Origin of the sequence: Comamonas sp. CMM02, assembly GCF_014851485.1 — a bacterium.
Classification (GTDB): domain Bacteria; phylum Pseudomonadota; class Gammaproteobacteria; order Burkholderiales; family Burkholderiaceae_C; genus Comamonas; species Comamonas avium.
Genome location: NZ_JACUZW010000001.1, coordinates 734,561 through 758,419, shown reverse-complemented (window position 1 = coordinate 758,419; position 23,859 = coordinate 734,561). Strand labels below are relative to the sequence as shown.

At 58.5% G+C, this 23,859-nt stretch carries 25 protein-coding genes; 16 read left to right on the top strand and 9 right to left on the bottom strand.

Annotated features, from left to right (window positions below; translation table 11 throughout):
- The first annotated feature begins 119 nt into the window (after positions 1 to 119).
- Genes IB213_RS03495 through IB213_RS03475 form a run of 6 tightly spaced genes read left to right on the top strand, consistent with a single transcriptional unit; the run spans position 120 to position 7,630 of the window.
- On the top strand, positions 120 to 2,192 hold the full coding sequence (locus IB213_RS03495; RefSeq protein ID WP_192405401.1) for a TonB-dependent receptor domain-containing protein: 2,073 nt from the start codon (positions 120 to 122) through the stop codon (positions 2,190 to 2,192).
- The gene (locus tag IB213_RS17990; RefSeq protein ID WP_225560937.1) at positions 2,179 to 3,333 is read left to right on the top strand and encodes an ABC transporter substrate-binding protein; all 1,155 of its coding nucleotides are present in this window, start codon (positions 2,179 to 2,181) and stop codon (positions 3,331 to 3,333) included. The genes IB213_RS03495 and IB213_RS17990 overlap by 14 nt, the downstream gene beginning before the upstream one ends.
- The gene (locus IB213_RS03490) at positions 3,330 to 4,400 is read left to right on the top strand and encodes a FecCD family ABC transporter permease (protein ID WP_370551152.1); all 1,071 of its coding nucleotides are present in this window, start codon (positions 3,330 to 3,332) and stop codon (positions 4,398 to 4,400) included. The genes IB213_RS17990 and IB213_RS03490 overlap by 4 nt, the downstream gene beginning before the upstream one ends.
- Positions 4,397 to 5,233 carry an ABC transporter ATP-binding protein gene (locus IB213_RS03485; protein WP_192405399.1) on the top strand — a complete coding sequence of 279 codons (837 nt, stop codon included), beginning with the start codon at positions 4,397 to 4,399 and terminating at the stop codon, positions 5,231 to 5,233. Before IB213_RS03490 ends, IB213_RS03485 begins: the two co-directional genes overlap by 4 nt.
- On the top strand, positions 5,230 to 6,339 hold the full coding sequence (locus IB213_RS03480) for a siderophore-interacting protein (RefSeq protein ID WP_192405398.1): 1,110 nt from the start codon (positions 5,230 to 5,232) through the stop codon (positions 6,337 to 6,339). The genes IB213_RS03485 and IB213_RS03480 overlap by 4 nt, the downstream gene beginning before the upstream one ends.
- On the top strand, positions 6,320 to 7,630 hold the full coding sequence (locus IB213_RS03475; protein WP_192405397.1) for an MFS transporter: 1,311 nt from the start codon (positions 6,320 to 6,322) through the stop codon (positions 7,628 to 7,630). The genes IB213_RS03480 and IB213_RS03475 overlap by 20 nt, the downstream gene beginning before the upstream one ends.
- Here IB213_RS03475 and IB213_RS03470 read toward each other — a convergent pair.
- On the bottom strand, positions 7,627 to 8,562 hold the full coding sequence (locus IB213_RS03470) for a LysR family transcriptional regulator (RefSeq protein ID WP_192405396.1): 936 nt from the start codon (positions 8,560 to 8,562) through the stop codon (positions 7,627 to 7,629). The genes IB213_RS03475 and IB213_RS03470 overlap by 4 nt on opposite strands.
- Positions 8,563 to 8,710: 148 nt before the next feature.
- On the opposite strand from IB213_RS03470, the gene lysA reads away from it, so the two are divergent.
- Positions 8,711 to 9,958: a diaminopimelate decarboxylase gene (gene lysA, locus IB213_RS03465; RefSeq protein ID WP_192405395.1), complete on the top strand. Its 1,248-nt coding sequence runs from the start codon at positions 8,711 to 8,713 to the stop codon at positions 9,956 to 9,958.
- Positions 9,959 to 10,097: 139 nt separating this feature from the next.
- Here lysA and IB213_RS03460 read toward each other — a convergent pair whose 3' ends face one another.
- The 4 genes from IB213_RS03460 to IB213_RS03445 all read right to left on the bottom strand — a co-directional run bounded on the left by IB213_RS03460 (position 10,098) and on the right by IB213_RS03445 (position 12,553).
- Positions 10,098 to 11,114 (bottom strand): NAD(P)H-dependent glycerol-3-phosphate dehydrogenase, encoded by a 1,017-nt coding sequence (locus IB213_RS03460; protein WP_191723451.1) that lies wholly within the window; start codon positions 11,112 to 11,114, stop codon positions 10,098 to 10,100.
- A gap of 111 nt (positions 11,115 to 11,225) precedes the next feature.
- Positions 11,226 to 11,681, bottom strand: a complete 456-nt coding sequence (gene secB, locus IB213_RS03455; protein WP_192405394.1) for a protein-export chaperone SecB — start codon at positions 11,679 to 11,681, stop codon at positions 11,226 to 11,228.
- Positions 11,682 to 11,795: 114 nt separating this feature from the next.
- On the bottom strand, positions 11,796 to 12,053 hold the full coding sequence (grxC, locus tag IB213_RS03450) for a glutaredoxin 3 (RefSeq protein ID WP_191723449.1): 258 nt from the start codon (positions 12,051 to 12,053) through the stop codon (positions 11,796 to 11,798).
- A 92-nt stretch (positions 12,054 to 12,145) separates the two neighbouring features.
- Positions 12,146 to 12,553, bottom strand: coding sequence for a rhodanese-like domain-containing protein (locus tag IB213_RS03445; RefSeq protein WP_191723448.1), 408 nt, complete (start codon positions 12,551 to 12,553; stop codon positions 12,146 to 12,148).
- Positions 12,554 to 12,694: 141 nt separating this feature from the next.
- On the opposite strand from IB213_RS03445, the gene gpmA reads away from it, so the two are divergent.
- The 4 genes from gpmA to IB213_RS03425 all read left to right on the top strand — a co-directional run bounded on the left by gpmA (position 12,695) and on the right by IB213_RS03425 (position 16,333).
- The gene (gene gpmA, locus IB213_RS03440) at positions 12,695 to 13,438 is read left to right on the top strand and encodes a 2,3-diphosphoglycerate-dependent phosphoglycerate mutase (RefSeq protein WP_191723447.1); all 744 of its coding nucleotides are present in this window, start codon (positions 12,695 to 12,697) and stop codon (positions 13,436 to 13,438) included.
- Between the two features lie 95 nt (positions 13,439 to 13,533).
- On the top strand, positions 13,534 to 14,982 hold the full coding sequence (locus IB213_RS03435; protein WP_192405393.1) for a S41 family peptidase: 1,449 nt from the start codon (positions 13,534 to 13,536) through the stop codon (positions 14,980 to 14,982).
- 139 nt (positions 14,983 to 15,121) lie between these two features.
- Positions 15,122 to 15,874 (top strand): molybdopterin-synthase adenylyltransferase MoeB, encoded by a 753-nt coding sequence (locus IB213_RS03430; RefSeq protein ID WP_191723445.1) that lies wholly within the window; start codon positions 15,122 to 15,124, stop codon positions 15,872 to 15,874.
- A gap of 90 nt (positions 15,875 to 15,964) precedes the next feature.
- Positions 15,965 to 16,333 carry a response regulator gene (locus IB213_RS03425; protein ID WP_191723444.1) on the top strand — a complete coding sequence of 123 codons (369 nt, stop codon included), beginning with the start codon at positions 15,965 to 15,967 and terminating at the stop codon, positions 16,331 to 16,333.
- A gap of 71 nt (positions 16,334 to 16,404) precedes the next feature.
- Here IB213_RS03425 and IB213_RS03420 read toward each other — a convergent pair whose 3' ends face one another.
- Positions 16,405 to 17,037, bottom strand: coding sequence for a response regulator transcription factor (locus IB213_RS03420; RefSeq protein ID WP_191723443.1), 633 nt, complete (start codon positions 17,035 to 17,037; stop codon positions 16,405 to 16,407).
- A gap of 151 nt (positions 17,038 to 17,188) precedes the next feature.
- Here IB213_RS03420 and IB213_RS03415 point away from each other — a divergent pair, with 151 nt between their 5' ends.
- From IB213_RS03415 to IB213_RS03395, 5 genes are all read left to right on the top strand, one after another.
- On the top strand, positions 17,189 to 18,556 hold the full coding sequence (locus IB213_RS03415; RefSeq protein ID WP_191723442.1) for a CHASE3 domain-containing protein: 1,368 nt from the start codon (positions 17,189 to 17,191) through the stop codon (positions 18,554 to 18,556).
- A gap of 336 nt (positions 18,557 to 18,892) precedes the next feature.
- Positions 18,893 to 19,060: a DUF1328 domain-containing protein gene (locus tag IB213_RS03410; RefSeq protein ID WP_191723441.1), complete on the top strand. Its 168-nt coding sequence runs from the start codon at positions 18,893 to 18,895 to the stop codon at positions 19,058 to 19,060.
- Between the two features lie 62 nt (positions 19,061 to 19,122).
- Positions 19,123 to 19,560, top strand: a complete 438-nt coding sequence (locus IB213_RS03405; RefSeq protein WP_191723440.1) for a hypothetical protein — start codon at positions 19,123 to 19,125, stop codon at positions 19,558 to 19,560.
- 99 nt (positions 19,561 to 19,659) lie between these two features.
- Positions 19,660 to 19,980, top strand: coding sequence for a BON domain-containing protein (locus tag IB213_RS03400; protein ID WP_191723439.1), 321 nt, complete (start codon positions 19,660 to 19,662; stop codon positions 19,978 to 19,980).
- A 106-nt stretch (positions 19,981 to 20,086) separates the two neighbouring features.
- Positions 20,087 to 21,178, top strand: coding sequence for a putative zinc-binding metallopeptidase (locus tag IB213_RS03395; protein ID WP_192405392.1), 1,092 nt, complete (start codon positions 20,087 to 20,089; stop codon positions 21,176 to 21,178).
- Here IB213_RS03395 and coaD read toward each other — a convergent pair.
- The 3 genes from coaD to IB213_RS03380 form a co-directional block, all read right to left on the bottom strand.
- Positions 21,175 to 21,666 carry a pantetheine-phosphate adenylyltransferase gene (gene coaD, locus IB213_RS03390; protein ID WP_191723437.1) on the bottom strand — a complete coding sequence of 164 codons (492 nt, stop codon included), beginning with the start codon at positions 21,664 to 21,666 and terminating at the stop codon, positions 21,175 to 21,177. The genes IB213_RS03395 and coaD overlap by 4 nt on opposite strands.
- A gap of 121 nt (positions 21,667 to 21,787) precedes the next feature.
- A complete protein-coding gene (gene rsmD / locus IB213_RS03385) occupies positions 21,788 to 22,510 on the bottom strand; it encodes a 16S rRNA (guanine(966)-N(2))-methyltransferase RsmD (RefSeq protein WP_191723436.1) in 723 nt (240 codons plus the stop codon).
- Positions 22,510 to 23,859, bottom strand: a complete 1,350-nt coding sequence (locus IB213_RS03380) for a pitrilysin family protein (protein ID WP_191723435.1) — start codon at positions 23,857 to 23,859, stop codon at positions 22,510 to 22,512. Before IB213_RS03380 ends, rsmD begins: the two co-directional genes overlap by 1 nt.

Here is a 23,859-nt window from a genome sequence, read left to right as displayed (position 1 = left end):
GATGCACGGCCAGTGCTGCAATGACGCCTTGCTACATCGGAGGTGCAAAACCCGGTTCGCCGCGCGTGCGTCAGCCAGAAAAACCTCCCTTGCGTCCGCGTAACAAGGTTCAAATGGTCATGACAACTAATTTTCAGCATGCAGTTTCTGCTGCTCCTTTTCGCTGGGCCACGACGGCTCTTCTCGTCGCCTGCGCCACATCTGCATGGTCACAGCAGGAACAAACCACGCAAATGGACACGATTGTTGTCACCGCCAGTGGTGTGCAGCAGCACATCAAGGACGCGCCGGCGTCCATCAGCGTGCTGACACAGGAAGACATCAAGAAAGGCAACTACGAATCAGTTGCCGATGCCGTGCGCTCCGTACAAGGGGTTTCTTTGGTGGGCGACAACCCCAACACTTCGGACATCGTGATCCGCGGTCTGCCGGGAGAGTACACCCTGATCTTGATTGATGGTCAGCGCCAAAACACCCGCGAGACCATGAACCGCGGCACCAGCGGTATTCAATCCAATCTGCTCCCTCCGTTGTCTGCCATTGAGCGCATTGAGGTCATTCGCGGCCCCATGTCTTCGCTGTATGGCTCTGAAGCCATGGGTGGTGTCATCAACATCATTACCAAGAAAGTGCCCAGCCGCTGGGGTGGCAGCGTGGCTGGCGCCATGACACTGCAAAGCGACGATGACTATGGCAATTCCCGCAACGGCGAGTTCTGGCTGGGAGGCCCTATCCAGAGTGATGTGCTGGGCCTGCAGATCTGGGGCAAGAGCGAAAACCGCAGCGAAGCGGGCAACTTCTATCCGTCTGCGGACACGGCCTATGGACGCAAAAACCAGAACTTGGGCGTCAAGCTGACTGCACGCCCCGACAGCCGCCAAGAAATCGTGCTGGACATGGGCACTGAGCGCACTACGACAGAAACAACACCTGGACGCTCCACACTCCCCACGATCGCTTGGAAAAAGGTTCGCCACACGCGCAACCACTACGGCATCAGCCACACCGGACGATGGGATTTTGGTCAAAGCAAATTGGCCCTGTACACCGAAGAGGGCGAACTGGAAGACTGGCCCAAAGCTGCGCTCTACAGCAACCGCAAAGTAAACAACACTACGCTGGATGGCAATGTGAGTCTGCCGTTTGAAAAGCACGTACTGCGTGTGGGGGGGCAGGTTTTGCGCACCTCCCTCAAAGGCATCAGCAATGAGGCCTCGGTAGCAGGGTTTCCCACGAACACTGACAAGGTTTCGCTGACCAACTACGCGCTGTTTGCAGAAGATGACTGGCTGATTACCGAACAGTTCACGCTAACCGGCGGCGTGCGCATGGACCATGATGAGCGCCACGGCACCCACTGGTCTCCGCGTCTGTACGGGGTGTACCACTCCTCCGATGCGCTCACTTTTCGCGGCGGCATCACATCAGGCTTTAAAGCGCCCACCATTCGCCAAAGCACTGCAGGTTACTGCATGAGTACAGGCGGCAACTCTGGCATACGTGGCCCGTTGTGCGGCAACCCTGACCTCAAGCCTGAAACCAGCCTGACCCAAGAATTTGGCCTTAGTTATGAGTGGGCACCGGCCAGCACTTTGACGGCAACCGTGTTCAACACCAAGTTCAAGAACAAGGTGGTCAGCTTCGACTCCGGTCTGCCATCGCCTGTCCCACCGCTGGCCAACCATCTGTTCGTCTACGACAACGTCGATGAAGTCAAGATTCGAGGGCTGGAAATGGGGGTGAAGATGCCGCTGGCACGCAATCTGCGTCTGGACGCCAGCTATACCTACACCCAGTCGCGCCGCCAAGGCGGAACCGAGACCGCATTTGACGGCACCTCTTTGGATGGATTGCCGCTGGAGAAGACGCCCAAGCACATGCTGCACGCGCAGCTTGATTGGCAAACCAGCAGCACACTCAATACATTTGCACGCTTGAACTATTCCGGCAAAGCCATGTATGCGGGCTTTCGCAATGGTGCCAGTGTCACGCGTGAGCGCGAAGGCTCGGCAACCTTGGACCTGGGCGGCAACTACAGCCTGAACAAGACGACCACATTACGCTTTTCCGTGTTGAACGTCACTGACCGCAAAGTGCCAGTCGACGTTCGTACACGCACGACAGGTTTGGACGGCAACTGGATGGCAGATGAAGGCCGTCGCCTGTGGCTGGGTGTCAATGCCGAGTTCTAACACCAGCTACGGCAGCACGCGGCGCCAGTGGCTGCAAAGCACAGCAGCCCTGGCAGGGCTGCTGCTGAGCGGGGTTGCGCCTGCCAGCAGCCAGCCTCTGCAGATTACCGATCTACGTGGCCGCACGGTACGACTGCCCAAACCGGCTCAACGCATGGTGCTGGGCGCTACCGATGACTTTGTTTTGCTGTCCATGCTGGACAAGCAGCCTGCGCGCAATGTCGTTGCCTGGAACAAATGGCGGCTTGATGCGCAAAGCCTGCAGATGCTACGCGGGCCTGATACCAAGGCGTTTGACCATATGGCACAGCTTGCGATTGACGGGCCGCAGAGCCTGCATGCCGAGTCATTGATCGCCCTGGAGCCTGATCTGATTGTGCTGGATGCCTTCTATGCCAAAGCGACCCAAACTGTGGCACGCCTGGAAAAAGCAGGCATTCCTGTGGCTGTGCTTGAAATCAACCCCGATCTGCGCCAGCCCCAACCCACACAGGGCTTGATTCAGTTTGGCATCTTGACGGGCCATGAGGCACGCGCCAGAGAAGTTGCCAGTTTTATAGAGCAACGTGTCCACCGTATTCGCGAAGGCGTGCAACGCCTGAAATCCCGCGGAGCACCTGAGCCCTTGGTGCTGATGGAGCCCCATGCAGGCTCGGCACCTTGCTGTCTGTCCATGGGAAATGGCAAAAATCTGGGCGATATGGTTCGCATGGCGGGAGGCCGTCTGATGGGCGGCGAGCTGATTGCAGGCATGGCCGGCACACTGAGCACCGAATACGTCATCGACCAGGACCCCGAAATTTATATTGGCACAGGGGGCGGTCATTTAAAGGCACGCAATGGCCTGCTGCTCGGGCCTGGTGTGAGCACGTCACAGGCTCACTCCAGCCTGCAGCATGTCATTCAACGCACAGGACTCTCGCACACACGCGCCATTCGCAATCGCCGCGTGCACGGCATCTGGCACGGAGGTCTGGGGATTGTCAATTTGGAATGTATTGCCAGCTGGCTCCATCCCGAAGAATTTGCCGACGTCCGCCCCCAAGCGACATTGGATGCTTTAAATCAGCGCTTTCTGGCGTTTCCCTGGCAAGGAACTTTCTGGACCAGCCTGCAAGCAACCGCAGCCCCGCGACCGTGAACACCTCGAACTGCGCCCCCCATTCCAACAGCCACGCCCTGCACGCTTACCGCGCCAGCCAATGGAGGCGCCGAAGCCTGATCGCTGTGCTGGCCCTCTTGACCCTGCTGGCCATCCTGCTGGATATCACCACAGGGCCTTCATCGCTGGGTTTTATGCAAGCCGTGCATGGCCTGTGGCAACCCGAAACGCTGCCTCGCAGCCTGCAGGTGGTTCTTTGGGAAGTGCGCTTGCCGGTCGTGGTGCTGGCCGTTCTTGTCGGCATGGCCCTCTCGCTGTCTGGTGCAGAGATGCAAACCATACTGAGCAATCCACTGGCTGAACCCTTTACGCTGGGTGTGTCTTCAGCAGCTGCACTGGGCGCTTCACTGGCCATCGTGCTTGACTGGGGCATCCCGGGCTTGCCTGCGGCCTGGGTCGTTTCTGGCAACGCCTTTGTCTTTGCGTTGATTGCACTGGCGCTGCTGCAGATGATGGCCAACCGACCCGGCACCAATACCCAGATTCTGGTGCTCTTTGGTATTGCGATTGGCTTTGCGGCAGCAGCACTGCTGTCGCTGGTGCAATTCGTTGCCAGTGAAGATGCTCTGCAGCAACTCATTTTTTGGAGCATGGGCAGCCTTGCCCGTGCTGACTGGCCCAGCGTCACCATGCTGGCATGCGTTGTTGCAGCCGTCACACCTTTTACCTGGCGTGCCGCCAGCGCTATGACGGCCCTGAGCTTGGGCGAAGAACGTGCCCAGAGTTTTGGCATCGATGTGGCCAAGCTGCGCCGCTGGGCGCTGCTGCGCATCAGTTTGCTGGCTGCCGTGGCAGTGGCCATGGCAGGCACCATTGGTTTTGTAGGCTTGGTGGGCCCGCATGTGGCCCGCATGCTCGTCGGTGACGGACACCGCCATCTGCTGCCAGCCAGTGCCTTGGTAGGGGCCTTGTTGATGGCCCTGGCGTCTGTCATCAGTAAATCAGCGGTACCCGGTGTTTTGCTGCCGGTTGGCATCATCACTGCCTTGGTGGGATTGCCGGTTTTCATGATGCTGGTGCTCAACCGCACCCGGAATGCGCCATGAGCCAAGCAACATCTTCACACGCTTGCGCAGCCCTGGAAATACGTGACCTGACGGTTCGCTACCGCCAGCGCGCTGTACTGCATGGACTGACCCTGCCAGCACTGCAGCCGAGTCGCGTGCTGGCCTTGGTCGGACCGAATGGGGCAGGCAAATCGACCTTATTGCGTGCGCTGGCGGGATTGATACCCGCCACTGGTCTCGCAGCGCTCGGCAAGCATGAGCTGCTCACACTTTTGCCATCTACACGGGCGGAAATGGTCAGTTTCATGCCGCAGCACGTTCCACCAGGCACCACCATGACCGTGCTGGAAGCCACACTGGTCGCCACGCATGGGCTGCACATGCACCAGCCACTGGAGCAGTCGCTGCAGGTGCTGCAGCAACTGGGCATTGCCCATCTGGCGATGCAGGCACTCAGCAGCCTTTCTGGTGGACAGCGCCAAATGGCAGCACTGGCCCAGGCAGTGGTTCGCAATTGCCCGGTATTGCTGCTCGATGAACCTGTCAGTGCGCTGGATCTGGCCCACCAGTGGCAGGTCTTGCACAGCGTGCAATCCCTCGCCCGTGCAGGGCGCATTGTCTGCATGGTTTTGCATGACTTAACTTTGGCAGCGCAGTGGGCCGACGACATTGCACTGCTGCAAGGCGGCCAATTGCTTGCCTTCGGCCCACCGCAGCTGGCCATCACCCCTGAGCTGCTGCGAACTGCTTATGGCGTGCACAGCCGAGTCCGCCACTGCGAGCAAGGCCGTATGTATGTGATGGTGGATGGTCTGGCTACGCTCCCTTCTTCCCTTTCCCCTACGCCATTGGCACAACAGGAGTTGCGATGACATCGCTGCAAGCGCACAGTTGCGTGCGCTCCGACCAAGCCCACGTTCTGGTTCACACCATCGTGGAGCACATGCAAGAACACGAACTGGAACCACACCAGCAAGGAGAACGCTGGGTACTTTCTTACGCCGGCGGTCTGGGCAGCCTGTGGCAAGAGGCAGGGCATATACACCTGGACATTACTGCCCCCACACTGGATGCCCTGCACGACCTGAAACTCATCATGGCGCACGTGGTGCTTGACGTTACGGGCAGTGACGATGACGCCCTGTCGTGGCAAGGAGACGGCAACGCCTTGCAGCGCCCGCCCGCCTTTCGCCTGTTGCGTGTGCTTTCCATCCGCGACCTGACACCCCATATGCGCCGCGTGCGCTTTGCTTGCCATGATCTGGCACGCTACGACCAGCCTGACAACATCCACTGCAAGCTCATCTTTCCCCAGCCCGGCATCAGCGAGCCGCAATGGCCAACGCTGACCAGCAGCGGCATGCCGCGATTTCCCGAAGGTGATCAACGCTTGGATGTCCGCACCTACACCATTCAGGCGATCGACGAAAAAGCAGGCTGGATGGATGTCGATTTTGTAGTGCATGCCGATGCTGGCCCCGGTTCAGCCTGGGCCAGCCAGGCAACTGCCGGCCAGACCATTGGCATGAGTGGCCCGGGTGGCCGCACAGCCACACCCGCAGACTGGATGCTGCTGGCTGGCGACGACACCGCCCTTCCCGCCATGCTGCGCATTGCCGCAAGCCTGCCCCAGCACACACGCGGCCATGTGTTTGCTGAAGTTCAGGGCCCAGAAGATGAACAAGCCGTGCAGACGCCGCCAGGGCTGCAGTGGCACTGGTTGCACCGCGCTGACACCGAAGCTGGTCGCAGCAGCTTGCTGCAGGCAGCGCTGCGATCGGTCACTTGGCCAGAGCCGTCAGCAAGCAAATTCCTCTGGGTCGGTGCCGAATTTCAAACCGCACAGGCCATCCGACAATGGGCCAAGGAAGAAAAGGGCCTAGAAAAACACGAACAACTGATCGTTGCCTATTGGCGCCATGGCATGAGCGAGTCGCAATTCAAGTCCAAGGCAAAAAGTGAGCCCTCCAGCAAGTAAGCCTGCAGCTGCCTGGCACTCCCAGGTGCTGCGGCATGCACTGGATCTGGCACCACTGCGCAACACCAGCTTTAGCTGGCTCTATACGGTGCGAGTGATTGCCGTCGTGGTGTATGGCGTTCTCGGTATTACCGTGGCATGGCAAGTGTGGAGCCTCACGCAATCTTCCCTGAAGGTTGCGGGTGTCGGCGTAGGTCTGGCCCTTGGCACCATGCTGGGCCTGATGGTGGGCGGGTTCTTGGCCGACCGCGTCAACCGCCGCACCACCATGGTGGCGGGCAGAGCCGCCTATATACCCGTCGTCGTGCTGCTGCTGATCAACAGCCTGCAGACATCGCCTCAGGTGGAGTGGATTTATCTGGCCACCGTGCTCAGCGGCTTGACCGGCGGCATCAGCGCCCCTGCCCTGATGGCATCCGTGCCTGCGCTGCTGCCGCCCCAGCAGCTGGCCGCTGCCGGGGCCTTGGGCGCACTGGCTGAGCAGCTGGGGCGCCTGATCGGCCCTCTGCTGGCAGCTGCACTGATCAGCTTCGGCGGCAGCAGCGCTTGCTACACGCTGGCACTGGCGGGCGCCCTTGCCACACCACTGCTGTTATTGCGTCTGCCCTCCATGCCGCCACCCACCCACACCGCAGCACTGCGCCCGCCCCCGGCATGGCGAGCGTGGCGTGAAGGCTTGCTGTTTGCCTGGCACAGCCCTGTCGTTGGCGGGCTGCTGCTGCTGGATGTGGTCATGGCCCTTGCCGCCACGCCCTGGGTGTTGCTGCCGCAACTGGGGGTGGAGTCGCTCGGCGGTGATGCCCAGCTGGTGGGCTGGCTGCATGCTGCCCCTGCCGCTGGCGCGATGGTGGCGGCAGCCACCTCTGGCTGGACGCGGCGCTTGCAGCGGCCCGGAGCGTTGCTGATCGTCGCAGCCGTGGTCTGGGGGCTGGCATTGGCAAGCGCCGGCGCCAGCACACAGGCTGTCTGGGTGCTGGCACTGCTGGTGCTGGCAGGCGCGGCGGACACCGTGGCAGACATCGTGCGCGGCGCGCTCTTGCAGCTGCATACCCCCGATGCACTGCGGGGCCGGGTGTCCGCGCTGTGGCTCATGCAAATGCATCTGGCCCCGGCCGCCGGCGGTGTGGCTCTAGGTGGCGCAGCGCAGCGCTGGTCTGCCAGCGCTGCCTTGCTGGCGGGAGGGCTGGTTTGCGCATGTACATCAATGCTGGCGGGTGGCTTCAACCGCACCCTGCGCCACAGCCCATGGCGGTGCGAGCAGACACCGCCCAGCACGGCCCCTTCAAACTAGCTCGGGGTGCCGCCAGCCGCTGCAGCTTCGGCTTGCAGCGCCTGGACCAGCCAATCAACTTCGGGGACGGCAGGCCGGTGCAAGGGCAGCAGCATGTGCACCTGAAACGGTATGGAAAACTGCAAGGGCCTGACCACCAGGTCAGCGCCTGCGCAGGCACGGGCAGTCAGCGGATTCACAATCGCCACGCCCAGCCCGTGCTGCACCATGGCACACACGGCCACGGCACTGTGCGTTTCCACCAGCATGCGGCGCTGCACGCCTGCTCTGGCCAGCACTGCATCGATCTGCACACGGTAAGGGTCATCACGCGCCAGGCTGATAAATGCCTGCCCATCAAAGTCTTGTGCCTGCAGCACAGGCTGGGCTGCCAGCGGATGGGCTGCGGGCAGCACCGCCACCTCATCCATGGCAGGCAAGGCGATCACGCGGGTGCCCGGTGGGGCGTCGCCCAACTCGGTCAGCCCCAGATCAAACCGCTGCGCAGCCATCCACTCCTGCAGCAACGGCCCTTCTTGCGTGGCCACACTCACCGCCACGGCGCCGTGGCTGCGCTGCAAGCGCTCCAGCGCCCCCGGCAGCAAGGCATGGCTGAGCGCTGGCAGGCTCAGTACGCTGATGCGCCCCTGGTGTGGCTGCCCCAGTGCCAGCGCATGCTCCACCACGCGATCCAGCCCCTCCCAGCTGCGCTGCACTTCCTCCCACAGGCGCAGCGCACGGGCATTGGGCCGCAAGCGGCTTTGTGCGCGCTCAAACAGCGCGTAGCCCAAAAGCTGCTCCAGCCGCGCCAGTTCACGGCTGACCGTAGGCTGTGAGGTAAACAGCATCTGCGCTGCCGCCGTGGCGCTGCCAGTGAGCATGAGGGCGCGAAACACCTCGATATGGCGGTGTGCAATGCGGTCTGGATTGGCGGGCGTGGGTTGCGCATTCATGGCACAAGCATATCGAAAATGAATAGACAAAATAAACATAAGCATTGGTCTGAATGCATAAAACCTACGAAGATGGCAACCGTTACCAACCTTATGGGCTGTCAGTGCTGGTCAAACCAGTGCATGCAGCCATCCAACACTTAAAGCCATGTCTTGCCCTTTCTCGCCAGAACAACTGTGGAACCTTGCTGATGAATTTGGCACCCCGCTGTGGGTGTACGACGCCCAGGTGATTCGCGAGCGCATTGCCCAGCTCAAGGCGTTTGACACCGTCCGCTTTGCCCAGAAGGCGTGCTCCAACATCCACATCTTGAAACTGATGCGCGAGCAGGGCGTCAAGGTAGATGCAGTCTCGCGCGGCGAAGTGCTGCGCGCACTGGCCGCTGGCTACGTGGCCGGGGGCGAGCCCTCAGACATCGTCTTTACCGCCGATGTGATGGACGCCGCCACGCTGGCGACCGTGGTCGACTACAAAGTGCCGGTCAACGCGGGCTCCATTGACATGCTGCACCAGCTGGGCCAGGCATCGCCCGGCCACAGTGTGTGGCTGCGCATCAACCCCGGCTTTGGCCATGGCCACAGCAACAAGACCAACACGGGCGGCGAGCACAGCAAGCACGGTATCTGGCACACCGATCTGACGGCAGCGCTGGATGCCATTGCCCAGCACGGCCTGCATCTGGCTGGCCTGCACATGCACATTGGATCAGGGGTGGATTACTCGCACCTGCAAGAGGTCTGCGGTGCCATGGTGGCGCTGGTCAAGCGTGCCAAAGAGCATGGCCATGACCTGCAAGCCATCTCGGCGGGCGGCGGCCTGTCCATCCCCTACCGTGAAGGCGATGCCACCATCGACACCGACCACTACTTTGGTCTGTGGGACACCGCGCGCAAGCAGGCAGAAGTCATCATCGGCCACAAGCTGGCTCTGGAGCTGGAGCCCGGCCGCTTTCTGGTGGCCGAGTCAGGCGTGCTGCTGGGTACCGTGCGCGCCACCAAGAACGCAGGCAACAACCACTTCACCCTGGTGGACACCGGCTTTAACGAGCTGATGCGCCCCAGCATGTACGGCAGCTACCACGGCATGCACATCCAGCGCCGTGGCGCGGGCGTACTGCCGCCCGTGCGTGACAGCGTGGTAGCAGGCCCGCTGTGCGAGTCTGGCGACGTATTCACCCAGGGCGACGGCGGCGTGGTACTGCCCCGCACGCTGGGTGATGCGCAGGTGGGCGACCTGCTGGTCATTCACGACACGGGTGCCTATGGCGCGTCCATGTCCAGCAACTACAACACCCGCCCGCTGGCTGCAGAAGTACTGGTCGATGGCAGCAAGGTACAACTGATTCGCCGCCGCCAGACCGTGGAAGAGCTGCTGGCGCTGGAGCTGGACCTTTAACGCGCCCCGTGTACCCCATTAAAAAAGGAGCCTTCAGGGCTCCTTTTTTATCTTTATAGCTACCAGCGCTTATCCAGCAAGGTTTTCAAATACAAAAGTATCTGAAAACCTTTGTACACCTGCGAAAGTAGCTCATTTTTTATATACCTTCACTTTTCGGATCTCGCGCCATCAGGCGCTGCACCGCGTCTTGCGGGCTGATGCGGCCATCCAGCAACTGCACCACGGTGGCGGCAATCGGCATCTCTACGCCAGCGGCCTGTGCACGCTGCACCACGGTGCGTGCGCTGTACACCCCTTCGGCCACGTGCCCCAGCGAATCTACGGCCTGCGCCAGCGTCATGCCCTGAGCCAGCAGCAGCCCCACTTTGCGGTTGCGCGAGAGGTCGCCCGTGGCCGTCAGCATCAAATCCCCCAGGCCACTCAGGCCCATGAAGGTGTCGGCCTTGGCACCCAGCGCCACACCCAGACGCGTCATCTCTGCCAGTCCGCGCGTCAGCAAGGCCGCCCGTGCGTTCAGACCCAGATGCATGCCATCGCACAGGCCTGCAGCAATCGCCATCACGTTTTTGACAGCACCGCCCACTTCCACGCCCACGATGTCTTCGTTGGCATACAAGCGCAGCGGGCCCGTGTGAAATGCCTGCAACAAGGCCTGGCGCACCAGCAGATGCCGGCTGGCCGCTACCAGCAGCGTCGGCTGGCCATTGGCCACTTCCTGCGCGAAGCTGGGGCCACTCAAGGCACCGCTGGCTAGCTGCGGCGCCACCTGTGCACACACTTCATGCGGCATCAGACCCACGCCGCTGTGTCCGGCAGGCACAGCTTCAAAGCCTTTGCACAGCCATGCCACGGGCACCGTGACATGTGCATCAGCCAGGGCCTGCAATGTGCTGCGCAGTGCAGACATGGGCGTAGCCACAATGACCAGCTCCATACCCTGCACGGCTTGCGCCAATGGCGCCGCGCTGACTTGCAGCGCCGCAGGAAATGCCATGCCCGGCAAATAGCGGGCATTGCTGCCTGCCGCCTGCATCTCCTGCACCTGCTGGCTATCGCGCGCCCACAGCGTGACGTGGTGGCCCGCACTGTGGCGCGCCGCTGCAATCGCCAGTGCTGTGCCCCAGGCACCAGCACCAATCACAATTAAATTCATAGCTTTTAACGCTGATTCATCAAGCCTCAGAGGCTAAAAATGCATAAAAAAAGGCTCCGCAAGCGGAACCTCTTTTGTAGCATGCCCACAGGCTGGCTGTGTGACAGTGGCTTACTGCACGGTGCCTTCAACTTGCCCGGCGGCGGCGGCATTTTGCTGCTCGTACATGGCTTGAAAGTTGATTTCAGCCAAATGCACAGGCGGGAAACCAGCGCGGGTCACGATGTCGGCTACGCTGGCACGCAGGTATGGGTACACGATTTGAGGGCAAGCCACGCCAATCACGCCACCCATCTGCTCTTCTGGGATGTTGCGGATTTCGAAAATGCCGGCTTGCTTGGCTTCCACCAGGAACAAGGTTTTGTCTTCGATCTTGGTTTGCACGGTGGCCGTCACAGCCACTTCAAACACGCCTTCAGCCACTGGAGTGGCTTCCACGCCCAGTTGGATGTCGACATTGGGTTGTTCTTGCTGCAGCAAGATAGCGGGCGAATTGGGTTGCTCCAGCGACAGGTCCTTCAGATAGACACGTTGAATCTGGAAGACGGGAGTAGCTTGTTCGGACATGGTGTCAGTCTTTCTTACGCAAAGCAGGCGATCATAAAAAGGCCCGCTGGCAGTGGCTGCGGCAGCGGGCACTTAAGCCGATCATTATGCAGGCATGCAGCCTGCACAGAAAAATCAGGCGTTGAGCAAAGGCAGCAGCTCGCCTTTGGCATCCAGTGCCATCAGGTCATCGCAGCCGCCCACGTGGGTGTCGCCCACAAAAATCTGCGGCACCGAGCGGCGGCCTGTAATTTCCATCATCTGAGCACGGGCAGCAGGGTCCACGTCGATGCGGATTTCTTCAATCTGCTCCACGCCCTTGGACTTGAGCACTTGCTTGGCGCGCACGCAGTAAGGGCAGACGGCGGTGGTGTACATCTTCACGGCTTGCATGACAGGAATCCTTGTGAGTCAAAAATGAAGGCTGCAAAAAAAGGGGTCTTGCAACCCCTTAATGGTAGGACAGTTGAAAAAAACTGACCTGCTTAAGCTTTAGTGACAGGCAGGCCCGCATCGCGCCAGGCCTTCATGCCACCGGCCAGTGCCTGCGCATGCTCATAGCCCAGCTTCTTGGCCTGGGCTTCAGCGCGCACCGCACGGGCACCCTTCTCGCAAACCAGCACCACAGGCAGGGCCTTGTTCTTGGCCATCTGGGGCAGGCGCTCGTCCAGCTGTGCCAGAGGAATGTTCTTGGCATTGGCAATATGGCCCTTCACATATTCCTCGGGTTCGCGCACATCCACGATCACCGCTTTTTCGCGGTTGATCTTGGCCACAGCCTCATTGGGCTGCAGCGAACCATTGCCCATACCCTTGAGCGAAGGCACCAGCAACAGGCCACCTGTGACCACCGCCAGCAAAATCAAATACCAGTTTTCAACAATGAAAGTCACGTCAGTCCTTGGGTTGGCAAAGCGTGCAATTTTAGGGGCACTGCCAACGCCCCTGACAAAGCAAGCTATACAGAGCCGGCGCACAGCCTAAAATAGCAGGCTACACCCTTTCCCCTTTGTGTTGTTGTGCAGAAAGAAGCCATGTACAAGCTCGTGCTGATCCGCCACGGTGAGTCCACCTGGAACCTTGAAAACCGTTTCACCGGCTGGACCGATGTTGACCTGACGCCCACGGGCATCGCCCAGGCCAAAAAGGCCGGTCAATTGCTTAAAGCTGACGGCTATGAATTCGATGTGGCCTACACCTCCGTGCTGCAGCGCGCTATTCACACCCTCTGGTACGCACTGGACGAGATGAACTGCACCTGGCTGCCCGTCAACAAAGACTGGCGCCTCAATGAGCGCCACTACGGCGGCCTGCAGGGCCTGAACAAGGCCGACATGGCCAAGCAATACGGTGAAGAGCAAGTACTGGTCTGGCGTCGCAGCTACGATGTGCCGCCACCAGCGCTGGAGGCCAACGACCCACGCAGCGAGCGTGGCGACCGCCGCTACGCTCACCTGCAGCCCGAACAAATCCCTTTGACTGAATGCCTCAAGGACACCGTGGCCCGCGTGGTGCCGTTCTGGAGCGAAACACTGGCGCCCCAGATCAAGGCAGGCAAGCGTGTCGTGCTGGCCGCCCACGGCAATTCGATCCGCGCACTGGTGAAGTACCTGGACAATATCGCCGATGACGCTATCGTTGGTGTCAACATTCCCAACGGTATTCCACTGGTGTATGAGCTCGATGAGAACCTGAAGCCCATCCGCAGCTACTATTTGGGTGATGCACAAGCTGCAGCCAAGGCTGCCGCCGCCGTTGCAGCCCAAGGCAAGGTGTAACACCCTTCCTGTCTACGGGTGGTTGCGTCTTTAACGCACCACCTGCAAGGCAGCGCCGTGTATATTTGTCGACGCAGGTAAAAACTAAAGTCTCTATGAGCCAAAAACTCAAAATTGCTGGATGGGTCTCGTTGGGCGTTTTAGCGGGGGCACTGACCACGGTGTCACTGCAAACCGTTGCGCGCGGCGGCATCTCGCCCCTTCCTCTGGAAGAAATCCAGCAGCTGTCGGCTGTGTTCGGCATCATCAAGACCGATTACGTCGAGTCTGTGGACGACAAAAAGCTGATCACCGACGCCATCTCTGGCATGGTCTCCAGCCTCGACCCCCACTCCCAGTATTTCGACAAGAAGTCTTTCAAGGAATTCCGAGAAGGCACTTCGGGTCGCTTCGTGGGCGTGGGCATTGAGATCACACAGGAAGACGGCTTGATCAAAGTTGTCTCTCCCATCGAAGGCTCTCCCGCTGACCGCGCCGGTCTGAAAAGCGGTGACTTGATCACCAAGATCGACTCCACCGCTGTCAAGGGACTGACACTCAATGAGTCCGTCAAGCGCATGCGCGGTGAGCCCAAGACCAAGGTCGAGCTGACCATCTTCCGCAAGGACGAAAGTCGCACCTTCCCCGTGACCATCACGCGCGAAGAAATCAAGACCCAGTCGGTCAAGGGCAAGCTGATCGAGCCCGGCTACGCCTGGGTACGCCTGAGCCAGTTCCAAGAGCGCACCGTGGATGACTTTGTGCGCAAGGTTGAAGAGCTGTACAAGGAAGACCCCAACATCAAGGGCGTGGTGCTGGACCTGCGCAATGATCCGGGTGGCTTGCTGGATGCCGCTGTCGCCATCTCTGCCGCATTCCTGCCGGAAGGCGTGACCGTGGTCAGCACGGACGGCCAGCTGGAAGAAAGCAAAGCCGTCTTCAAAGCTGCGCCAGAGTTCTATGCACGCCGTGGCAATGGTGATCCGCTCAAGCGCTTGCCTGCTGCACTGAAAAAAGTGCCATTGGTGGTGCTGGTCAATGAAGGCTCGGCCTCTGCCAGCGAAATCGTGGCAGGTGCTTTGCAAGACCACAAGCGCGCCACCATCATGGGCAGCCAGTCGTTTGGCAAGGGCTCGGTACAAACCGTGCGCCCTTTAGGCCCAGATACGGGCCTGAAGCTCACCACAGCGCTGTACTACACGCCGAGCGGAAAATCCATTCAGGCCAAGGGCATTGTGCCCAACATCATGGTGGACGAAACAGCAGAAGGCGATGTCTACGCAGCCCTTCGCATGCGTGAAGCCGATCTGGAAAAGCACTTGGGCAACGGTGATGCCACCGCCGAAAGCGAAGCTGCTGCAGCCCGCGAAAAACTGCGCGAAGAAGCCCGAAAGCGCCTGGAAGAAGATGCTAAAAAGCCCATCGCTGAACGTCGCCTGCCTGAGTTTGGCTCTGCCAAAGACTTTCAATTGCAACAAGCTTTGAACCAGCTCAAAGGTCTGCCAGTCAAAGTCAGCAAGACTTTGACTGAACGCCCTCCAGAGCAAAAAGACAAAGACGAATAAATAGAGATAGCAGCTATCGCACAACCAGCTTAGTTTTAAAAGTCAATTCATATTGAAACCTAAGTAGGACAAGCGCCAGCCACTCTCTTTTTCTTTAACAGCCGGGTGCCTTGTGCCCGGCTTTTTTCATGGAACCACCATGAACGACGAACAACTGCTGCGCTACTCACGACACATCCTGCTGGACGAAGTTGGCATCGAAGGCCAGCAAGCCATGCTGGATGCGCACGCACTCATCATTGGTGCAGGTGGTTTAGGCTCTCCGGCTGCACTGTACCTTGCTGCATCAGGCGTGGGCCACATCACCCTGGTCGATCATGACAGCGTCGATCTGACCAATTTGCAGCGCCAGATTGCCCACACCACCGCTCGTGTGGGCCAGCCCAAGGTGCACTCTGCAGCGCAAGCGCTGCACGACATCAATCCCGAAGTGACCGTGCGCTGCATCGAGCAGCATGCAGATGCCGCGTTGCTCGATGAACTTGTCTCACAGGCTACGGTCGTTTTGGACTGCTGTGATAACTACCAAACGCGGCAAACTGTGAATGCCGCGTGCGTCAAACACAAAACCCCTCTGGTTGCTGGAGCGATCATTCGTTTCGATGGCCAGATTACGGTGTTTGATCCACGCAAGGAAACATCACCCTGCTACGCATGCCTGTTCTCACCCGAAGAAACTTTTGAAGAAGTACAGTGCTCCACCATGGGTGTCTTTGCACCTTTGGTCGGCATTATTGGGTGCATGCAAGCGGCCGAGGCTTTGAAGCTGATTGCACAGGTTGGTGAGTCTTTGGCAGGTAAGTTGTTGATGTTGGACGGAAAGAACATGGAGTGGTCGCGCATGCGTACCAGCCGCAATCCCGAATGCATCGTTTGTTGTAACCAGAAGTAGGCTATTGACTACAAACACCAGTCACAGGGACATGCAAAATTTAAGCACTGTCTCCCCGATGCCATTGCACTTCATTGATTTATTCCCACTGTGACTCTCCAAACTTTCTTCGTGGAAGACAACGCCACCATTCGCGAAAACTTGATCGAGACTTTGCTTGAACTCTCGGATGTCAACGCTATCGGCTATGCAGAAACGGAAGCAGAAGGCATTGCCTGGCTGACAGACCCGCACAACCACTGGGACCTGGCCATCGTCGATCTGTTTTTGCGCCAGGGCAGTGGCTTGGGCGTCGTGGCTGCCTGCCAGAACCGCAAACCTGGTCAGCGCGTGATTGTGCTGAGCAATTACGCCACGCTGGATGTACGCCAGCGCTGCAAAGAGCTGGGGGTGGATGCTATTTTCGATAAATCCAATGAAATTGATGCTTTACTGGATTTCTGCATGGAAATGACGTGACCGGGTTTTCTTTCAAGCATAAAAAAAGCTGACTTCCGTCAGCTTTTTTTATGCTTGAAAATGTAAAAAGATCAATCGATCAATTTGTTTTTCAATGCGTAGTAAGTCAGATCGCTGTTGGAAGACAGCGCCATCTTCTCCATCAAACGCGTGCGGTACGTGCTGACTGTTTTGACGCTCAGTGACAGCGACTTGGCAATATCACCTGCTGTTTCACCCTTAGCCAGTTTCAAGAACACCTGAAACTCGCGCTCGGACAGCTGCTCATGGGGGGGCGCATCATCTTTACGATTGAGCTGCTGCGCCAGCAGATCAGCCACCGTGGGCGTCAGGTAACGCCGCCCCAGAGAAATGGTGCGAATAGCCTCGGCAATCTCCTTGGGCTCGCACTCTTTGTTCAAGTAGCCGCTTGCACCCTGGCGAATCAAATTGATTGCATAGTGCTCTTCGGGATAGCCACTCAAAATCAGGATGCCCATGTCTGGCGCCTTGGCACGCAGCATGGCCAGCGCATCCAGGCCACTTTGACCTGGCATGGACAAGTCCATCACCAAAACATCAATGTCTTGTTGACGTACCAGATCAATGGCTTCACGGCCATTGCTGGCCTCTCCTGCGACACGCAGATCTACGTGTTCAGACAAATACTGGCGCAAACCTGAGCGCACGATGGCGTGGTCATCCACGATACCTACTTTGATCATCGAAGCCTCTCTTCGTGTTATGGGACGAATCCCTAGATTTTCTAGTTTCGCAAGACATATGTTTGCGGCACACAGCGGTAACCCTGTCTCAAAGCAAACTTGATTATGCAGAATATCTGTACCAAACTGGGAACTTGCTGGAGGAATCAATGTGAACTGGACGAAATTGCGCCGTATGGCAATCAGCTTGCCACTGGCCATCTTGGCAGCTTGTCTCATGATCAGTATCAATGAGTATGGCTACAAGCAGACGAATCAATCGCTCACCAACTTGACGCATGCATACGACACGCGCAATGCCGTTAGCTCACTCATGAAAGAAATGCTGGATGCAGAAACTGGTTTACGTGGCTTCCTTTTGACGGGAGACGAGAACTACCTGCAACCATACAACGATGCCATCAAAAGCATCAACCAGTCTCAGGATCGCATCCGCACGCTGCTGCAGCGCTCACCTGAGAGCATGAAATTGTTCGTGCCTCTGTCACGCAGCATCAGCCGCAAAACTGCAGAAATGGATTTGAGCTTGCGCCTTTTTCGTGAAGGCAACGCAGATGCCCTGAAGTTTGTGATGTTCACGGACATGGGCAACAAGGACATGGGCAATATCCGGGAGCTTTCGCACCAGCTGGTTGCGCTGGAAACGCAAGAGGCCAACGCCTATCACCAGAACGTGAAATCTTCGGTTTTCCTGGCTCGCGTGGGCGTCACCACAGTCACCCTCATCGGTCTCTTGGCGTTTTATCTGTACCTGCGTCAACACAACATGGTCGAGCGTTTGCACAAACGCGAGCAAGCCTTGCAGCTGGAAGAACGCAGCCGCCTGGAGCAACTGGTGCGCGAGCGTACTGCCACCTTGACAGAACTGGCCAACCATTTGCAGCAAGTGCGTGAAGACGAGCGAGGTCACCTGGCACGCGAGCTGCACGACGAGCTGGGTGCATTACTCACAGCAGCCAAGCTGGATGTTGCGCGGCTGAAATCAAAAATCGACATGCTCAATCCGGAAGTGACTGACCGCATCAAGCACCTCACAGAAACGCTCAACAGCGGCATTGCGCTCAAGCGCCGCATTGTGGAAGATTTGCGCCCCTCCTCCTTGGCCAACCTGGGGCTGCCCACTTCGCTTGAAATCCTGACTTCTGAATTTGCACAGCGCAGTGGCATTGCCATGGAAGCCAACTTCGAGGCGGTAGAACTGCCGGACGCCACCGAGCTGACCATTTACCGCTTGGTGCAAGAATCGCTCACCAACATCGGCAAATACGCAAAGGCCACCGCAATTCAGGTCACCGTGCACAAATACCCCACCTATGTCGCTGTACAGATTCAGGACAATGGCGAGGGTTTTGATCTGGCATCCATCCGGCCCAACTCGCACGGTTTGGCAGGTATGCGCCACCGTGTAGAAGCAGTCGGAGGCCGGCTGACCATCAACTCAGCAATTGGAGAAGGCACCACCGTCTCTGCGGTGATTCCGGTTGGCACCACCGCAGTAGAAACGCTCACACCGGCTTAATCTAGGCTTGTCCTGGGCCACAGCGCATTGCCAGACATGCGCCGCTTGTGGCCTGACCAAGGGGGCGCAATCTGCGCCCCCTTGGTGTTTTTGAGGACGCGAGCACTTTCATTGCTCGCTTTTCCTGTGCTTCGCTGCCCATGGCATTGCTCACCTGACAGAAACACAGCGCCAGCCATCTGTAGGCCTGCGCGCACATGCATGTCAGTCTGCATGCTTACAAAAAACCGCCCCCGGTACTGTCACACAGCTTGCACCAGCTTCTCTACAGTCAAAGCATTGGTTAGCGAGCTCTATTCAAAGCACGCAATGACCAGCACCTAGAGGAGGTTCACTATGCTGCATTACGCCGTCGTATTTCTCATCATTGCCTTGATTGCTGCCATCTTTGGTTTTGGCGGCATCGCTTCAGGCGCAGTCGGTATTGCCAAGATTTTGTTCTTTGTCTTTGTCGTTATGGCCGTCATCACTTTTGTGATGAGCCTGCTCAAAAAGAAAGGCTAAGCCTGAGAACGTCAGCTGCAAATCACTGATTTGCACTTTTCAACACAGAAGGACAACTTGATATGAGCCAAACTGAAGACGCCAAGAAAAAGCTGACCGAAGCAGCAGATACCACCGCAGAAGCCGTCAAAGACGCTGCACAAACAGCCAGAAAAAGCGCACAGGACTTCGCTCAACAAACCAGCGAATCGGCCAAAGAGGCTGTCAAGACCACTCGAGAAGCAGCGAGCAATGCGTTTGAAAAAGCACAAGATGGCATGCGAGCGGTAGAAAAAGAACTCAGCCCAGCCATTGATGACCTGTCTTTACGCGCTCAGGAGTTTTGCAATCGAAGCATTGATTTTTGTGCCGAAAGCTCTGAGCGCGCCCGCAAGCAGTTTCAACAAGCTGCTCAAAGCACGACGCGCTACGTCGTAGAGCAGCCCGGTAAATCCATCTTGATGGCCGCCGCCGCTGGCGCAGCCGTTGCTGCTGCCTTCTTGATGGGCCGCCGCCGCTAAATATCTCGGGATTGAACCAACCCATGGCGCAGAGGGTGCGCATGCCAGGGGGAGTTAAATTTTGCGCACCGATCTAAAACTAAGACTTAAAGGCTTGCTATGAATAAAACCACACGTGCTCTCGCTTTTGCTACTTTGGTTGGCGTCACCATCATTGGAGCCACAGGTTGCTCCGTAGCCCGCAACCAGCAGACCGTAGGCTCGTATGTTGATGACGCGGGCATCACCACTGCGGTGAAAGCCAAATTTGCGGAAGACAAATCCGTAGCGGCCACATCTATCAGCGTGGAGACACTCAAAGGCACGGTACAGCTGTCCGGTTTTGCAAAGAGCCAGGCTGAAAAAGACCGCGCCGAAGCCATTGCCCGCAATGTCAAAGGTGTAACCGCTGTTCGCAACAGCATCGTGGTTCGCCCTTGATCACGCAGCAGGCAGCTGTCTGCTGCTTTTGACCACTGCCTCAAGCAATGCCGGCCCATATGGGCCGGCATTTCTATTTATGCGCAATCCTCGCTAAGCTGGTGCCATGCGTACTTTTACTTGCGACCACTGCGGGCACCTGGTGTTTTTTGAAAGCACAACCTGTGTGCATTGCGGCTCTACGCTGGCTTTTGTGCCAGAGCGCATGCACATGGCCGCGCTGGCACCCTCGCAAACTCAGCCAGGCATCTGGGAGCCTGTATCCAGCCACTTCGACAAAAGGTTCGAGCACTTGCGCATGTGCCGCAATCGCAGCAACGAAGGGGCGGCATGCAACTTCACAACCGATGCCGATGGGTCTCAGCCGTATTGCGTCTCCTGCAGGCAGACACGCTGGTTACCCAACTTCATCAATCCGCTGAATGTGCTGCGCGCCAGCAAAGTGGAAAACGCCAAGCGACACCTGTTCTACACCCTGTCTTGCCTGCAGCTGACCCCACTTCAAGGATTTGCTGCCCCAACTTTTGACTTCTTGGAAGACTTGCCGGGGCAACCTCAGATCATGACCGGACACACCGCAGGCGTCATTACCCTGAACGTGGCCGAGGCTGATGATGACGAGCGCGCCCGCCGACGCTTGGCCATGTTAGAACCCTACCGCACTTTACTGGGCCACTTGCGACACGAATCCGGGCATTTCTTCTGGGACACCTTGGTGCGCGACACCCAATGGCTGACTCCATTCAGGCAATTGTTCGGCGATGAACGCATCGACTACGCCCTTGCACTGCACAACCACTACGCACGCGGACCGATGGGGCTTGCGGGCTGGCAAGCACACTATGTCAGCGCATACGCAGCCGCACACCCGTGGGAAGACTGGGCCGAAACATGGGCGCATTACCTGCATGTGATGGACTTGATGGAAACCGCAGCGAGCTACCACGTGCAGCTGCGCCTGCCTGGCCACCAGAGCAGCTGCGCACCGGTAGATGATCCATTTGCCAACATTCACATCCCGTTTGAGCACATCCTGCAGCAGTGCGTGCCGCTTACCCTCATGCTCAACAGCCTGACGCGCAGCCTGGGGCAAAGCGATGCCTACCCATTCGCGCTTTCCAGCGGCGCAGTTGCCAAGCTGCAGTTCATTCACGAGGTGGTCACTGACCACCGCATGCGCAAGCTACGGCAAACCTAGCGTTTCAACTTGCCCAGCAACTGCTGCAGCACTGTGGGCGAGACAAATTTGCGCACCTCGTCTCCCCCCAGCGTGGCAATTTCACGCACCAGGGTGCTGCTGATAAACATCGTTTCTGCACTGGGCGTCAGAAACACCGTTTCTGCTTCAGGCATCAAGTGCTTGTTCATGCCTGCCAGCTGAAACTCGTAGTCAAAGTCAGTGCCTGATCGCAAGCCGCGCACCATCACCTTGGCACCCTGCTGCGCCACAAAGTCACGCACCAGCCCCTCAAAGCTGGCCACGCTGACATTGGGCACATCGCTAAAGACCTCGCGCACCATCGCCAGGCGCTCGTCCAGCGTGAACATGGTCTTTTTATGGTGTGCCGTAGCCACCCCCACAATCACCTGGCCAAACATCTGGCTGGCGCGGCCAATCATGTCTTCGTGCCCCAAAGTAATCGGGTCAAACGTACCGGGGTAGACAGCAACCACGTGCTCAGCCATAGCGATCTCCATGTTCTTCAACGATTGCGCTGCATTATGCCTGCGCGGATTTTGGCCATAAAAATAGCTTCTAGCGCTTGTGTACCAAGCGTTAGAAGCTATTTATTTAGCCAATCAACGTTTAAATTGGCAACTTCTTAAGCAAATGGGCATGCACGGCACCCGCTTTGAGATAGCGGTATTGCTGCAGACCAAACTCTGCCAGTTCTTCATCTGTCCACGCCTTGGGCGCTTCCAGGTAGATAAAGCCGTCATCGGCGATGGCAAGCGCGGCCGCTTTCACTGCCGGCGCAAACAAGGCTTCTGCCGAAAACGGGGGGTCAATGAACACCAGGTGCCAATGCCCGGGCGTGCTCTGGCCCAGTGCTCCGATACCGTCGCCGCGCTGTACATGCACACCTTCTGCCTTGAGCTGCTGGCTCAGACGCTCCAGCTGCTGTGACAGGCCGGCATCTTGCTCCACCATGCGCACCTGGGCTGCCCCGCGCGAGGCAGCTTCAAAACCCAAGGCACCCGTGCCTGCAAACGCATCGATGCAGCGCCAGCCCGCCATGTCCTGGCCCAGCCAGTTGAACAGGGTCTCGCGCACCCGATCAGGCGTCGGGCGCAAACCCGGGCGCTGAGCCACAGCCAGACGCGTGCGGCGCCATTGGCCACCAATAATGCGAATCTCTCCTGAACCACCACTGCCCGGCTTGGCTGGTTTGGTGGATTTGCTGCCCGGTTTTTTACCCGCAGCCACGGCCAGCACTTCGGCCTCTGCCTGTTTGAACGCCTCGCGTTTTTTCAGACGGGCTTGCACCGCCAAAGCCTGTTCAATATTGCGATAACTATTGCGACCCATTATTTCTTTTCCCCTAACACCACGGTCACCATGCGATCCGGATGGAGCACACGCTGGATGGCGCTGCGCACATCGGCAACGGTCAAGGCTTCGACCTTCGCGGTCCAGTGATCCAGATAGTCCAGTGGCAAATCATTCCACGCGATATTGGCCACATTGCCCAGCAGCTTGCGGTTGCTGTCGATGCGCAGCGCAAAGCTACCGATCAGATTGTCCTTGGCATCACGCAGTTCTTTCTCCGTAGGGCCATCAGCCACAAACTGGGCCAAAGTCTCTTGTGTCACTTGGCGTGCCTGCTCGGCCTGATCAGGGCGCGTTTGCAAGCTGATGGTGAACGCACCGGCATGCATCCCCGGAGAAAAGCCGCTGGAGACACCATAGGTCAGGCCACGCTTTTCACGCACCTCTTCCATCAGGCGCGAGACCAGACCACCACCGCCCAGAATGTGGTCACCCACCAATAGCGCCATGAAGTCAGGATCATTGCGCTTGATACCTGGCTGGCCGATCAGAACCTGGGCCTGGGCAGACTGAAAAGGAATGCGGATGAGCTTGGCCTCTTTCAGTGGCGGTACTTCTGGCACCGGCGCCAGGGGCTGGCAGCCCTTGCCATCGTCCTTGGGCAAACGCGAAAGCAATTGCGTCACCAGTGCATCGGCCTGCGCCTTGTCCACAGCGCCCACCACACTGACCTTGGCGCGGCACGCCTGAATGCCGCTGGCATGAAAAGCCTGCATATCCTTGATCTGGATATGGTTGAGCGTTGCAGCCGTGGTTTGCATGCCATAAGGGTGGCCGCCATACACCGCTTCGACATAGGCACGGCGGGCAACCGTACCGGGGCGCGTATTGGACTCGGCAATTGCCGCACTCCAGCGTGCGCGCTCGCGCAGCCATACCTGTGCAGGCCAGCTGGGCTGGGCCATCTGGCGCGAAGCCAAATCCACTGCACGGTTGAGCAGATCGGGCACCATCAGGCTGCGCAGCGTGTAGCTGAAGCTGTCCTGCCCGGCGCTGGCGCCAAAGCCGGCGCCCAGATCTGCCCAGGCCTCACCTAAGCCGTTTTCATCCAGCGCAGGCTGTTTGCCATCGGCCTTGATGCCTTTGGAAGTCATCAGGCTGACCGACGTAGCCAGACCTGACTTGCTTTGCGGGTCACGGCGTGCACCGGCGTCAAAGGACACCTGAATGTCCACCATGGGGATGCTGGGGCTGTCTACCAGCCATACCTTGGCACCCGAAGGCTGCTGCCAGTGCTGGATAGGCAATATGGCCCATGCAGAGCCCATGCCAAAGCCGGAAACAGTAAAAGCCAGCCAGGCGCTGGCAGCTATGGTTTTTGTTTTCAT

Coding starts and splice junctions, on each gene's coding strand:
- IB213_RS03405 (WP_191723440.1), top strand. CDS start 19,123: ATGAGCCAAACTGAAGACGCCAAGAAAAAGCTGACCGAAGCAGCAGAT.
- rsmD (WP_191723436.1), bottom strand. CDS start 22,510: ATGGGTCGCAATAGTTATCGCAATATTGAACAGGCTTTGGCGGTGCAA.
- grxC (WP_191723449.1), bottom strand. CDS start 12,053: ATGCAAGCCGTGAAGATGTACACCACCGCCGTCTGCCCTTACTGCGTG.
- IB213_RS03430 (WP_191723445.1), top strand. CDS start 15,122: ATGAACGACGAACAACTGCTGCGCTACTCACGACACATCCTGCTGGAC.
- IB213_RS03435 (WP_192405393.1), top strand. CDS start 13,534: ATGAGCCAAAAACTCAAAATTGCTGGATGGGTCTCGTTGGGCGTTTTA.
- gpmA (WP_191723447.1), top strand. CDS start 12,695: ATGTACAAGCTCGTGCTGATCCGCCACGGTGAGTCCACCTGGAACCTT.
- IB213_RS03380 (WP_191723435.1), bottom strand. CDS start 23,859: ATGAAAACAAAAACCATAGCTGCCAGCGCCTGGCTGGCTTTTACTGTT.
- IB213_RS03485 (WP_192405399.1), top strand. CDS start 4,397: ATGAGCCAAGCAACATCTTCACACGCTTGCGCAGCCCTGGAAATACGT.
- coaD (WP_191723437.1), bottom strand. CDS start 21,666: ATGGCTGAGCACGTGGTTGCTGTCTACCCCGGTACGTTTGACCCGATT.
- IB213_RS03395 (WP_192405392.1), top strand. CDS start 20,087: ATGCGTACTTTTACTTGCGACCACTGCGGGCACCTGGTGTTTTTTGAA.
- IB213_RS03480 (WP_192405398.1), top strand. CDS start 5,230: ATGACATCGCTGCAAGCGCACAGTTGCGTGCGCTCCGACCAAGCCCAC.
- lysA (WP_192405395.1), top strand. CDS start 8,711: ATGTCTTGCCCTTTCTCGCCAGAACAACTGTGGAACCTTGCTGATGAA.
- secB (WP_192405394.1), bottom strand. CDS start 11,681: ATGTCCGAACAAGCTACTCCCGTCTTCCAGATTCAACGTGTCTATCTG.
- IB213_RS17990 (WP_225560937.1), top strand. CDS start 2,179: ATGCCGAGTTCTAACACCAGCTACGGCAGCACGCGGCGCCAGTGGCTG.
- IB213_RS03400 (WP_191723439.1), top strand. CDS start 19,660: ATGAATAAAACCACACGTGCTCTCGCTTTTGCTACTTTGGTTGGCGTC.
- IB213_RS03495 (WP_192405401.1), top strand. CDS start 120: ATGACAACTAATTTTCAGCATGCAGTTTCTGCTGCTCCTTTTCGCTGG.
- IB213_RS03460 (WP_191723451.1), bottom strand. CDS start 11,114: ATGAATTTAATTGTGATTGGTGCTGGTGCCTGGGGCACAGCACTGGCG.
- IB213_RS03410 (WP_191723441.1), top strand. CDS start 18,893: ATGCTGCATTACGCCGTCGTATTTCTCATCATTGCCTTGATTGCTGCC.
- IB213_RS03420 (WP_191723443.1), bottom strand. CDS start 17,037: ATGATCAAAGTAGGTATCGTGGATGACCACGCCATCGTGCGCTCAGGT.
- IB213_RS03470 (WP_192405396.1), bottom strand. CDS start 8,562: ATGAATGCGCAACCCACGCCCGCCAATCCAGACCGCATTGCACACCGC.